This is a genomic window from Vibrio kanaloae (assembly GCF_024347535.1).
Classification (GTDB): Bacteria; Pseudomonadota; Gammaproteobacteria; order Enterobacterales; family Vibrionaceae; genus Vibrio; species Vibrio kanaloae.
Genome location: NZ_AP025497.1, coordinates 2,047,032 through 2,059,996, shown reverse-complemented (window position 1 = coordinate 2,059,996; position 12,965 = coordinate 2,047,032). Strand labels below are relative to the sequence as shown.

Annotated in this window: 8 protein-coding genes; 1 reads left to right on the top strand and 7 read right to left on the bottom strand. The window is 44.1% G+C overall.

Translation table 11 applies throughout. The features are described from left to right. Positions 1-18: 18 nt before the first annotated feature. The 4 genes from OCV24_RS09305 to OCV24_RS09290 all read right to left on the bottom strand — a co-directional run bounded on the left by OCV24_RS09305 (position 19) and on the right by OCV24_RS09290 (position 6,273). Positions 19-3,096, bottom strand: a complete 3,078-nt coding sequence (locus OCV24_RS09305; RefSeq protein WP_150877841.1) for an error-prone DNA polymerase — start codon at positions 3,094-3,096, stop codon at positions 19-21. Positions 3,097-3,193: 97 nt separating this feature from the next. Continuing rightward, positions 3,194-4,666 (bottom strand): Y-family DNA polymerase, encoded by a 1,473-nt coding sequence (locus OCV24_RS09300; protein ID WP_102507150.1) that lies wholly within the window; start codon positions 4,664-4,666, stop codon positions 3,194-3,196. Between the two features lie 3 nt (positions 4,667-4,669). Beyond that, positions 4,670-5,377 (bottom strand): translesion DNA synthesis-associated protein ImuA, encoded by a 708-nt coding sequence (imuA, locus tag OCV24_RS09295; protein WP_137008599.1) that lies wholly within the window; start codon positions 5,375-5,377, stop codon positions 4,670-4,672. Between the two features lie 155 nt (positions 5,378-5,532). Beyond that, the gene (locus tag OCV24_RS09290; RefSeq protein ID WP_016792973.1) at positions 5,533-6,273 is read right to left on the bottom strand and encodes a YciK family oxidoreductase; all 741 of its coding nucleotides are present in this window, start codon (positions 6,271-6,273) and stop codon (positions 5,533-5,535) included. Between the two features lie 137 nt (positions 6,274-6,410). Here OCV24_RS09290 and sohB point away from each other — a divergent pair, with 137 nt between their 5' ends. Beyond that, positions 6,411-7,478 (top strand): protease SohB, encoded by a 1,068-nt coding sequence (gene sohB, locus OCV24_RS09285; RefSeq protein ID WP_077680205.1) that lies wholly within the window; start codon positions 6,411-6,413, stop codon positions 7,476-7,478. Positions 7,479-7,662: 184 nt separating this feature from the next. Here sohB and OCV24_RS09280 read toward each other — a convergent pair whose 3' ends face one another. The 3 genes from OCV24_RS09280 to OCV24_RS09270 form a co-directional block, all read right to left on the bottom strand. Then, positions 7,663-9,225 (bottom strand): SpoVR family protein, encoded by a 1,563-nt coding sequence (locus OCV24_RS09280; RefSeq protein WP_137008597.1) that lies wholly within the window; start codon positions 9,223-9,225, stop codon positions 7,663-7,665. Positions 9,226-9,236: 11 nt separating this feature from the next. Continuing rightward, a complete protein-coding gene (locus OCV24_RS09275) occupies positions 9,237-10,508 on the bottom strand; it encodes a YeaH/YhbH family protein (protein WP_017055005.1) in 1,272 nt (423 codons plus the stop codon). 85 nt (positions 10,509-10,593) lie between these two features. Then, positions 10,594-12,528, bottom strand: coding sequence for a PrkA family serine protein kinase (locus OCV24_RS09270; protein WP_017055006.1), 1,935 nt, complete (start codon positions 12,526-12,528; stop codon positions 10,594-10,596). Between the last annotated feature and the right edge of the window lie 437 nt (positions 12,529-12,965).

Here is a 12,965-nt window from a genome sequence, read left to right as displayed (position 1 = left end):
AAACGGCTATCTGAGTCGCTAATGGAAATCCCGTGATTTGGTTTTCAAACCAACAATTTCATCGGTAATATCGATGAGCTTCCCAGCAATCACATGCATTACTTCGCCTTCCTTTTCTAATATTCCCTGTACTTTTAATGCTTTGGCTGTGAGGTAGGCTTTCTGCTGAGCTCGTGCGGTAGCTCCCCATACAACAACATTAATATTATCAGTGCTATCCTCCAGAGTGACAAAGGTGACACCTGCCGCGGTTCCGGGAGATTGTTTGCCTGTGACTAATCCGACAACGGTGACCATAGATTTGTGCCTTTGTTGTATTAGATCTTTCATGTGTGTGAATCGACCTAATCGTCCCGCTTCTTCGAGCAAAGTGATGGGGTGCTTGTTTAATGAAATCCCGACACTGGTGAAATCTTCCAATAGATCCTGCATCTCATTGGGTTTATGCAAAGCGTGCTCTACCTTGTCGTAAGCCTGACGAAATAGAGGCAGGTCAGAAGCGGAGTCCATCAGTGCCCAACGAGTTTGGAAACGATCACCGGAAACATTGTGCAACGCATTAGCCGAGGCGAGCAGTTCGATGTCTTTTTTATGGATCGATAGTTGTTTCACCTGACTAGGATGACGATAACCGGAATGCGGACGATTGGCGAGTACGCTCTGGATACCGTGTTCGCTCAAGCCTTTGATTTGTCGCAGCCCTAATCGAATCGCTAGACCATTCTGATGAGAAACAACCGTGTGATTCTCTTGAGAGGTATTCACACATACCGGAAGAATCACCAGATTGTGTCTCTGTGCATCTTGTACCAACTGCGACGGGCTATAAAAACCCATGGGTTGGCTATTCAGTAAAGAAGCGTAGAAACATTCTGGGTAGTAACATTTCAACCAAGCTGAACAATAGGCTAATACCGCAAACGAAGCTGAATGACTTTCCGGAAAACCGTACTCGCCAAAGCCGCATATCTGTTTAAATATCTGTTCGGCAAACTCGGTTTTGTAGCCGCGTTTTTGCATGCCTTCGATGAGTTTGTTTTTAAACTTAAACACGTTACCGTTTTTCTTCCAAGCGGCCATCGCGCGCCTGAGTTGATCCGCTTCTCCGCCAGTGAACCCTGCAGCTACCATCGCGAGTTTAATCACTTGTTCTTGAAATATAGGTACACCTAAGGTGCGTGATAGTACCGATTCCACCTCTTTAGATGGGTAACTTATGGGTTCAATGCCATCTCGACGTTTTAGAAATGGATGTACCATATCGCCCTGAATTGGACCCGGGCGCACGATAGCGATTTGAATTACCAAGTCGTAGTAAGTTTTCGGTTTAAGCCTTGGCAGCATACTCATTTGCGCACGTGACTCAATTTGGAATATCCCGACCGTATCTGCTCGCTGAATCATGCCGTAAACCTGAGGATCGTCCTTAAGGCGAGTGATCTCAGCAATGGTCAGTGATCGCCCGTGAATGCGTTTGATCAGGTCGAAACATTTACGAATCGCAGAGAGCATACCTAACGCGAGTACATCAACTTTCAGCAAGCCTAAGGTTTCTAGATCATCCTTATCCCATTGAATAATGGTTCGGTCGTGCATTGCCGCATTCTCGACAGGAACCAGTTCATACAGAGGCCCAGAAGAGATCACAAAGCCGCCGACGTGCTGAGACAGGTGACGTGGAAAGCCAATAATTTCATTAACCAAATGGATAAATTGCTGACCCTTTAAAGAGTCAGGTTGTAGTCCTAATTGGGTGAGCTGAGTCTGCCAACCTAGGCTTTTGTCTCTGCGATTCGTGTTCTTAATGAAATAATCAAGCTGGGTTTCTTGTAGCCCTAATGCTTTGCCGACATCTCTTACTGCACTTTTGAAGCGATATGAAATGACCGTTGCGGCAAGCGCAGCGCGTTCTCTACCGTATTTTTGATAGATGTATTGGATGACTTCTTCACGTCGTTCGTGCTCAAAATCGACATCAATATCGGGCGGCTCATCGCGCTCTTTACTGATGAAGCGCTCAAATAACACCGAGATCTGCCTTGGGTCGACAGAGGTGATTTCTAAGCAGTAACAGACCACGGAATTGGCCGCTGAACCTCGACCTTGGTAAAGAATCCCTTGGCTTTTGGCAAACATGACGATGTCGTGGATCGTGAGAAAGAAGAAAGGGTAGTCTAGCTCTTCAATCAGCCCCAATTCTTTCTCTATGATTTGTTGAATGTTGTTAGGCACGCCTTGCGGGAAGCGAGCCTGTTTTCCTTTCTCGACCAACATTCGCAGATAGCTCATGGGCGTCTCACCTTGAGGAATAAGTTCACTTGGGTATTCGTAACGTAAGCTGTCTAAATCAAATTCGCACAGCTTAGAGATATGATTACTCTCTTTTAGCCACTCAGCTTTGAATATATGAGAGAGCTTATCAATACTTCGTAAACAGCGCTCGGCATTAGCGAGTAAGTGACTGCCCACTTCGGTAATGGTTTTTTGGTACTTTATCGCGGTGAGTGAGTGCTGTAAGGGCAAACGATTAGCGTTGTGCATCAGCACGCCACCACAAGCTGTTATTGGCAGTTGATGATGTTGTGATAGTTCAACACAGTAATCCATGTACTGCTGGTCGGTTTGTTTTAGGTGTCGTTGTAGGCCAATCCACAGCCGGCCGGAGTGATGCTGAGAAAGCCATTGTCCCCAATGTGAGTCTTCATTTTTCTGTTGAGGTAACCAAAGAATGAAGCAATGCTTAGCCGACATGATATCCCATTCAGAGAGCTGATAATGTCCTTTGCTGCTACGACGTCTCGCGTTGGTAATAATACGGCACAGCTCGGCATAGGCCGTTCTATTTGGGCATAACAAGACAACTTGGCACTCGTCATTTAACCAAAACATGCTCCCGACAATTTGCTTGAGCGACAGTTTATGTTGCTTGATTGCAGAGTGAACCTTCACGATGCCCGCTACCGAGCACTCATCGGTGACCGCGAATGCTTTGTAACGTAAGAAGTCGGCCTGTAAAACAAGCTCTTCCGCATGCGAAGCTCCCTCAAGGAAGGAGTAATTACTTTGGCAGAAAAGCTCTGAGTATTGCTGAGACATAACGTAACCTCACTTAATCATTGAGAGTGAACATGATTGAAAAGGGGCGTTTAAATGGAACAAGTGGCAAGAACGACTTACCAAACTGTCTTACTGACTAGCTGAACAAACCGTGCAAGAACCACTGTTTATCTGGTGTTCTAAATACCCATAACCACCGCCCGTTTTTGCTGTAAGCAATAAAGTAGTCACGAATGATCTTCTCTCCGTCCCACCACCCAGACACAATGCGTTCAGGGCCTTGAGACAAGGTGACGCTCTCTGTTAATACTTCAGGCTCAGGCAGAAGAATACTCGGCCTGAGTCGCTGTTGATTAATACTGATAGCTGTTGTGGTTTGTTGATTGGCCTTTTGGGGAGTCAGAGCCTTTTTTGCCACATGACTTAGTGTTGGTAGTGAATATTGATTGTTTTTTTCTGGCCTAGGATCCTGCTGCATTTTAGGAGTTTGAATACAGGCTTGCCCAAGCTTCGCCTGTAACAGTGAAAGTAGGTCTAGCGCAGCAAGCGTTCCGGTATTGCCATCAAAAAGGTCATGGTAGGCCATTTGGGGTTCTCCATGACGAATCAAGCTGAGTGTCAGCCCCTGAACCGGTGCTGTGAGCTTTAGTGACTCTAAGGTGAGATGCGTTAGGTTCGCCCATTTTCCAGCAAGGTAATCGCCTTGCGCCGAATAAAAAGAGACAGGGTGATCGTCTTTATCTCTTAGGTGTAAAGTCAGCGTTAACTCGAAAGCCACTCGGTCGCGTAGTTTCAAAAAACACTCGAGCTGATTCAACAATTTCAGCAACGGCTTTTCGATAAATAGGATGTTTTCAATATCAAACAGTAACTCCAAATATTGTTGAAAACTCTCTGGTGGATGATAGAAATCAATCAGGTGTTTGAACTGCCCATTAAGGCGACCAACATAGTTGACTAAGTCGATATCAAAGCGACGTGCGACTTCTTGCAAAGGCAACTTTAATAGGTCTTCCACTAAGTTAATGCCGACGCGGTTCAGACGCTCCACTTGCTTAGTTGGCAGCTCGCTAGAACTCAATGTTTGCTGATTGGCCCATGCTTTCATTTGTTCAACATTATTAGTGACTTGGTTGATTGATTGTTTACCCAAAAGGATTGCAGAAAGCGGCGAATAACCTGTGGCAAAGCTGAACTGGATGTTGAGTAACTCTAAATGGCTTTTGAGTTCGAGCCAGTAATTGTCTAGCCCGTTGTAAAACGACAGCATGTTAGAGGCTTTAATCAATAAACCATTGGGCGGCAGTAACGCCATATCTGATGTAACTAAATATGCCCATTGAGCGATCTCTTTCAGTTTATTTTTCTCTAGCTCAATGCTGTAAGGGTGGACGTGTAAGTTGTGGCAAAGTGCCGCTGCAGACCCGAGCCCCATGCCTAATGTGATGCCTGATTGCAGTGCGGCTTGGTTAGCCTGTAGCACGCGATGATCTTTTTCATCGACAATGATAATAGGCTGAGCGTGTGATGCTCCGTTCAAACCTAATTCATTAGAGTTAAACAAGGTATCTAACTGCAGAGATGGAAAGTGTAGATAAAGCCACAACATACGTTAGCCTTGCTTCGCAATAGGGAAAGCCGGCACCGTATTACTAGACAAAGCGTGAGTCGAACTGTTTTGATTGATGACTTTTTCTGTGAGTAACGGCCAGTTTTGGCTCATGTCGAGAATAAAGCTGCCATACGACCAGCTGCCTTTTCTCTTCGTGACCTCAACCTTTAACCCCTGCGCGTGAGAAGAGAGTTTCATGCTTAAAGAAACGGGTAGGGACAACTGATTATGGCTGGTGGCTTTAAAGTGAAATTGCAGGCACTTACCCGTTTCGCTTGCTGCTTGCAGGCGCTTGGTTTGGTGGATTTCTAGATTGGCTCCCCATAGCAATATAGAATGACAAGCACCACTCTTGAGGCATTGTTCTGCGGCCCATAGTGCATCGAGAGCACGCTGAGGTTGGATGACTAGGATGTTCTCTAGTGGAATATTTTGGTCGTTGAAAAACTCGGCACAGATCTTCCCTGGTGGGTTGATGAAAATGGCCAGTTTCTGTGAGTTTTGTTGAGCTAAATAAGGCGTGAGTAGACGAAGTTCGCCGATCCCTTGTTGTGATTCCACCTCAATAACGCCGTGCATCGGAAAGCCTCCATCAAGCTGTTTATCCAATTGAGGATAGCCTGTTGAAGTGGTACTTCCTTGCGTTGTTGATTGTAACCCTTTCCAGATTAGCTGGCGGTCTTGTAAGCTTTTTATTAGTTCATGCATAATTAAATACCTGTATATCTATACAGTATATTTAACAATGAAAAAGATGCAAAGAGAAATGATGAAAATCAGGTGAATTAAATATTAGATGGTTGATTTAGATACAAAAAAAGCCGCTATGGAAGCGGCTTTTTACTGTTGGTTAATGATATCAGTTACTTAGGTTGAGCATCGATACATTGACCATTAATGTCTGTCACACTTGGATTCATTAAGTGCAGGTACAGTGGAATGATGTCGAGTGGCGTTTTTAGCTTATTCGCATCTTCTCCTGGGTACGCTTTTGCACGCATGCGTGTTTGAGTGCCGCCCGGATTGATTGCGTTAACACGGATGTTTGTGTCTTCAAGCTCGTCCGCTAGGATTTGCATCATACCTTCTGTTGCAAACTTTGAAATCGCGTAAGTGCCCCAGAACGCGCGGCCAGAGTGACCAACCGTTGAAGAGGTAAAGACAATACGACCCGCTTCCGCTTTCTTAATTACTGGCAGCAGTGCTTGAGTCATTAGAAATTCAGCCTTAACGTTGATTTGCATGACGCCATCAAATGTTTCTTCATCGATTTGATCGAATGGACTTAACGTGCCAAGCACACCTGCGTTATGCAGTAGGCCGTCTAAACGACCAAACTGTGATTCAATGGTTTCAGCCATATCAACGTAGTTCTGTTTTGTCGCGCCTTTTAAATCCAATGGGATAATCGCAGGTTGTGGGTAACCAGCGCTTTCGATTTCATCGTAAATCAATTCAAGGTTTTTGACATTGCGGCCTAACAGAATGACAGTTGCACCATGTTGAGCGAAGCTTAGTGCTGCTTGGCGACCAATGCCAGCACCGGCACCTGTAACCAAAATTACTTTATCTTTGAGGGCATCTGTAGAGATTGGGTAATCCACTGTGCTTATCCTTCTTTCTTTTATTATGTTCGTCATTCCATTGATGTTTAATCACACAGATAACCGCAGGAATGATGAGAAATTCTTGGTAATCGTGACAAGATGGTTACAATACACTAATTCATACAATAGGGGATATGACATTGGAATTTTTGTTGGACTACGGCTTGTTTTTAGCCAAGATTGCGACCGTTGTAATCGCCATCATCGCAATTTTAGTGATTGCTAAATCTGTGGGTGGGAAATCAAGCGCAATTAAAGGTGAGCTGGAAATCACTAACCTATCGGAACATCACAAACAGACTATTGAACAATTAGAGCACCATTTGCATGATGATACTTTCATCAAAGCACGTGATAAAGCAGAAAAGAAAGCAGAAAAAGAGAAAGTAAAGTCACGCAGTAAAGAAGTGAAGAAAGCAGCGAAAGAGGGGGAGCTTGATAGCAAGCGTGAACCACATCTATTCGTTCTTGATTTTAACGGCAGCATTGATGCGAAAGAAGTGGCTTCATTACGTGAAGAAGTAACGGCGGTTCTAGCTGTGGCTCGTGAAGGTGATGAAGTATTGCTTAAGCTTGAATCTGGCGGTGGCATGGTTCACGGCTATGGTTTGGCCTCTTCTCAACTTGATCGTATTAAAGCGGCAGGTTTACCTCTGACTATCTCGGTAGATAAAGTCGCAGCAAGTGGCGGTTACATGATGGCATGTATTGCAGACAAAATCGTATCTGCACCTTTTGCTATTGTTGGTTCTATTGGCGTTATCGCTCAATTGCCTAACTTCAATAAACTGCTTAAAAAGCACGATATTGAGTTCGAACAGTTAACGGCGGGTGAGTACAAGCGCACGCTAACTATGTTTGGTGAGAACAGCGATAAAGCACGTGAGAAGTTTAAAGAAGAGCTAGAAGAGACACACGGCTTATTCAAAGACTTTATTCGTGACCACCGTCCAGCGCTAGACCTTGATAAGGTTGCAACGGGCGAACACTGGTTCGGTACACAAGCTCATGAACTTGGGCTGGTGGATGAGATCAGCACTTCTGATGATTTAGTCGTAGCAGCATGCAAAGACAAGACGGTTCTAGCGATTCACTACGTACAGAAGAAAAAACTATCAGACAAGCTAGCTGGCGTTGCAGGTAAATCTGCAGACAGCGTGCTGATGAAGCTGATAGAACGCGGTCAAAAGCCGATTGTTTAAGTTTATACCAATCGTAGTAAATAATTGCTCGTCTTAGCTTGTTAAAAGGCTCGATAACTTCACTAGAATATTTGATTGTAGAGTAGCTACTTATCGAAAAATTTTGCTTGGTTTTCAAGCCTTTTCCAGCACCATTTCTGAATGTCTTTTTACATATAGAGTGTCAACGTTAGCGAGTTAAGCGTTAAATCTTGGTTCCATAATCATTACGTTTGGGACAAGTGGTCAGGATCTCTCTATGACCCGTATCGTTGAGCTCTTCCAAAATGACATCAAAGCCCCATAAGCGGTATAGATGTTTCATGACTTCATCATAGCCTTTATCAAGAGGAATCCGGTCGTGAGGCCTATATTGCAGTGTCATCGAGCGATCACCACGGACATCTACATTTAGCACCTGAATATTAGGTTCAAGGTTACTTAAGTTATATTGTGCAGCGAGCTTCTCTCGAATCAAACTATAGCCTGGATCATCATGGATAGCGCTGACTTCAATAGTGTTCTTATGGTCATCGTCGAGCACAGAGAACAGCTTAAAGTCCCTAATGATTTTTGGAGAAAGATACTGGCTGATAAAGCTTTCATCTTTGAAGTTATGCATAGCAAAATGCACGGCTTCTAGCCAATCACTTCCGGCTAACTCAGGAAACCACTCTTTGTCTTCATCGGTTGGTTCTTCACAGATGCGTCGGATGTCTCTAAACATCGCAAACCCAAGCGCATAAGGATTTATGCCATTGAAGTAAGGGCTGTTGTAAGCCGGTTGTGCGACCACGCTAGTATGGCTGTGTAAGAATTCTAAGATGAACTTATCACTTACTAAGCCTTCATCGTAAAGGTGGTTAAGGATGGTGTAGTGCCAGAAGGTTGCCCAACCCTCATTCATTACTTGGGTTTGTTTCTGTGGGTAGAAATACTGGCTGACTTTACGGACGATACGGACACATTCACGTTGCCAAGGTTCAAGCAGTGGAGCGTTTTTTTCGATGAAGTAGAGAATGTTCTCTTGAGGCTCGCTAGGAAAACGAATCGCTTCCTTTTCTTCTTTGTCTTGACTTTTAGGCACCGTTCTCCATAACTCATTGACTTGAGATTGCAGGTAAGCCTCTCGCTCTTCCTGTCTTGCGGTTTCTTCTGCGATTGAAATCTTCTCTGGACGTTTGTATCTATCTACGCCGTAGTTCATCAGTGCGTGACAAGAATCGAGAAGTTGCTCGACTTCTGCAACGCCGTATTTTTCTTCGCACTCAGTAATGTATTTTTTAGCAAACAATAGGTAGTCGATGATGGAACTGGCATCGGTCCATGTTTGGAACAGATAGTTGCCTTTAAAGAAAGAGTTATGGCCGTAACAAGCATGAGCCATAACGAGTGCCTGCATAGTGACGGTGTTCTCTTCCATCAGATAAGCGATGCAAGGATCTGAATTGATGACAATTTCGTATGCTAAGCCCATTTGGCCGTGCTTGTAGTTTTGTTCGGTTTGAATGAATTTTTTACCAAAAGACCAGTGGTTGTAATTGATGGGCATACCAATGCTGGAATAAGCGTCCATCATCTGTTCTGAGGTAATTACTTCAATTTGGTTCGGGTAAGTATCTAAACGGTAATGCTGCGCCACACGCTTAATTTCAACGTGATATTGCTCTAATAGGTTGAACGTCCAATCGGGTCCGTCAGGTAGCATCTTCTCGTTTTTCTTCTGCGTAGCTTCGTTCTTTTCTACAACGTTTGATTTCGCTGTCATGGCAAGCCCCCTTACGCTGTTTCTTTTTGGAATAGCTCTCTAAACACAGGAAAAATATCATCCACTGTTCTAATATTTTTCATCGCAAAGTTGTCAAAGCTGTTTTCGAGTTTTTCGTATTCGTGCCAAAGCGTTTGATGAGAGCGGCGTGTTATTTCGATGTATGAGTAATATTGGCAGATAGGCAGAAGCTTATTCACCAACAGTTCTTTACAGCGAGGGGAGTCATCAGCCCAATTATCGCCGTCAGAGGCTTGAGCGGCGTAGATATTCCATTCACTTGCTGGGTAACGGTCAGCTACAATTTCTTTCATTAATTTTAGTGCGCTGGAAACGATAGTGCCGCCCGTTTCTTGCGAGTAGAAGAACTCATGTTCGTCGACTTCTTTCGCCTGAGTATGATGACGAATAAACACCACATCGACATTTTCATAAGTGCGATTGAGGAACAGATACAGCAGTACGTAGAAACGTTTTGCGATGTCTTTGGTGGCTTGATCCATTGAGCCCGACACATCCATCAAACAGAACATCACCGCTTGGCTAGATGGAATAGGGCGCTTCTCATAGTTTTTAAAACGTAAGTCGAAGGTGTCAATGAAGGGCACGTTTTCAATTTTTTTGCGTAGCTCGGCGATCTCTTCTTTTAAGCGACTTTCTTCGAAAGGTTGTGCCGGTTCCGTCATTTTAACTTGGTCAAGTTGCTCCATCAGTAGGTTAAGCTCGCGTTTTTTACTAGCTGTCATCGCGGTTCTTCGAGCTAGAGACTGCTGCAGTGAACGCACGATAGCAATGTTGGATGGAATCCCCGCGCTTTGGTAACCAGAGCGGTGTGTTTTCCATTCGGTGATTTTATTGACTTGATTCTTTTCTAGATTAGGCAGGGCTAAATCTTCAAATAGAATATCAAGATATTCATCTTTTGAAATTTGGAAGGTAAATTCATCTTGGCCTTCGCCATCAGGGCTCGCGTCCCCTTGCCCCGAACCACCACCTTGGCCCCCACCTTTAGGGCGCTCAATTTTATCGCCAGTAATGAACTGGTCATTACCTGGATGTACGCGTTCTCTTACGCCGCCTTGACCTTGATGAAAGCTTGGCTCTTTGATGTCTTTATGAGGAATAGTGACGTCTTCACCCGTTTCAGTATTGGTGATTGAGCGTCGGTTGACTGCATCGGCCACAGACTCTTTGATTTGCTCTTTATGGCGTCTTAAGAAGCGCTGCCTGTTTACAGCGCTCTTATTTTTGCCATTGAGCCTCCGATCGATAAATTGTGCCATAAGAACTCCCTCTCAGCTGATGTCGCGATCCTACTTTTATTTAGGTTGTACGAGCGGTTCACTTGAACTGCTCTGTACAGTTTAGTTATGAGGATTTGCGAACTCTTAGGTACCACTCAGATAGTAGCCTAACTTGTTTTTCGGTGTAGCCTTTCTCCATCATACGAGCAACGAAGTCGTCGTGTTTTTTCTGATCATCCGTAGAGGTTTTAGCATTGAACGAAATAACAGGAAGTAGTTCCTCTGTGTTAGAGAACATTTTTTTCTCAATCACAGTGCGCAGTTTTTCGTAGCTTGTCCAAACGGGGTTTTGTCCGTTATTATTGGCTTTGGCACGAAGCACAAAGTTCACAATCTCATTTCTGAAGTCTTTAGGGTTACTGATTCCAGCTGTTTTTTCGATTTTTTCTAGCTCAGCATTCAGAGAAGCGCGATCAAATAGCTGTCCTGTTTCTGGATCACGGTACTCTTGGTCTTGAATCCAGAAGTCAGCATAGATGACATAGCGGTCGAAAATATTCTGACCGTACTCAGAGTAAGACTCTAGATATGCGGTTTGAATCTCTTTACCGATGAATTCTACGTATCGAGGCACTAGATATCCTTTCAAGAACTCGAGGTACTTCTCGGCGGTTTCTTGAGGGAATTGCTCACGCTCGATTTGCTGTTCGATGACGTAGAATAGGTGAACAGGGTTAGCTGCTACCTCAGCTTGGTCGAAGTTGAACACACGAGAAAGGATCTTAAAGGCGAAGCGCGTTGATAGCCCTGACATACCTTCGTCAACACCGGCATAGTCTCGGTACTCTTGGTAACTCTTCGCTTTTGGATCGGTATCTTTCAGTGTTTCCCCGTCGTAGACACGCATTTTGGAGAACAGTGATGAGTTTTCTGGCTCTTTGAGTCGAGACAGAATACTGAATTGTGATAGCAGTTCTAGTGTACTAGGTGAGCAAGGTGCTTTAGACAATTCACTGTGCTCAAGCAGTTTCTGATAGATCTTCACTTCTTCAGAAACACGTAGACAGTAAGGCACTTTTACAATGTACACACGGTCTAGGAAAGCTTCGTTGTTTTTGTTGTTGCGGAAAGTTTGCCATTCTGACTCATTCGAGTGAGCTAAGATCATGCCATCGAACGGTAATGCAGAAAGTCCTTCGGTACCGTTAAAGTTACCTTCTTGTGTTGCCGTTAAGAGAGGATGTAGGACTTTAATAGGCGCCTTAAACATCTCTACGAATTCCATTAAACCTTGGTTTGCTTTACACAGCGCACCAGAGTAGCTGTAGGCATCAGGATCATCTTGAGAGAAGTGCTCAAGCTTGCGAATATCAACTTTACCAACAAGAGATGAGATATCTTGATTATTTTCATCTCCTGGCTCTGTCTTCGCGATCGCTACTTGATCGAGAATCGAAGGGCGTAGTTTGATGACCTTGAATTTGGAAATATCACCGCCAAAATCGTGCAGACGTTTTGCTGCCCACGGAGACATAATAGAACGGAGGTAACGCTGCTCAATGCCGTATTCGTTCTTCAGTAAATCACCATCTTCGTTTACATCAAATAGGCAGAAGGGGTGATCATTCACAGGGCTTCGTTCACCGTTGGCAGACAACACATAGATGGGTAACTTTTGCATTAGTGCTTTGAGCTTTTCGGCAAGAGAAGATTTACCACCGCCCACGGGGCCAAGTAGGTAAAGGATTTGTTTACGTTCTTCTAGGCCTTGTGCGGCATGCTTTAGGTAAGAAACAATCTGCTCAATCGCGTCTTCCATCCCATAAAAATCTTCAAATTCACGGTAACGTGCTATCACTCTGTTGGAGAAAATACGACTTAGATGAGGGTCTTGAGCTGTGTCAATCACCTCCGGTTCGCCAATAGCCAGCAGTAAGCGCTCAGCAGCGTTAGCATAAGCACTTTTATCGTCTCTACACAGCCCCAAGAATTCTTGCAATGTCAGCTCTTCTTCCTTGGCCGCTTCATAACGTGATTGATAGTGGTCAAAAATACTCATAGTCACATTCCCCTTGTTAACCAGTCAAAACTGACGAGCGATTGAAAAATAGGCTCTTCCTACATTTTAAGGTTAGACCCGCTTCCACAATTTTGCTTAACAATTATGTATTTATTTACAATTTTGCGTGTGGAAAGCTTGGCGAAAGCAATAGGCAACTTGAAGCGAGCAAAATCAAATTATTTTGCATTCGAGAGGGGCTAGCCGTTTGTTTTATGATTTTAGGCAGCTTTCCAATTCTTGAACTGGATTTATGTGCATTAGACGTATAATCGAGCTTGATGTTTCTTTTTCGAATGAGCCTCTTTATCGTGCGCTGCGTTATCATAAATTGATTGCTATATAGGTCGAAGCAGTGAAAAAATCTTTAGTTAAAACAGCCGATGTGAGACAGCCATATAAATGGCAGTGACAACACATGAAAAGTGGAAGGCGCG

Coding starts and splice junctions, on each gene's coding strand:
- OCV24_RS09300 (WP_102507150.1), bottom strand. CDS start 4,666: ATGTTGTGGCTTTATCTACACTTTCCATCTCTGCAGTTAGATACCTTG.
- OCV24_RS09305 (WP_150877841.1), bottom strand. CDS start 3,096: ATGTCTCAGCAATACTCAGAGCTTTTCTGCCAAAGTAATTACTCCTTC.
- OCV24_RS09270 (WP_017055006.1), bottom strand. CDS start 12,528: ATGAGTATTTTTGACCACTATCAATCACGTTATGAAGCGGCCAAGGAA.
- imuA (WP_137008599.1), bottom strand. CDS start 5,377: ATGCATGAACTAATAAAAAGCTTACAAGACCGCCAGCTAATCTGGAAA.
- OCV24_RS09280 (WP_137008597.1), bottom strand. CDS start 9,225: ATGACAGCGAAATCAAACGTTGTAGAAAAGAACGAAGCTACGCAGAAG.
- sohB (WP_077680205.1), top strand. CDS start 6,411: ATGACATTGGAATTTTTGTTGGACTACGGCTTGTTTTTAGCCAAGATT.
- OCV24_RS09275 (WP_017055005.1), bottom strand. CDS start 10,508: ATGGCACAATTTATCGATCGGAGGCTCAATGGCAAAAATAAGAGCGCT.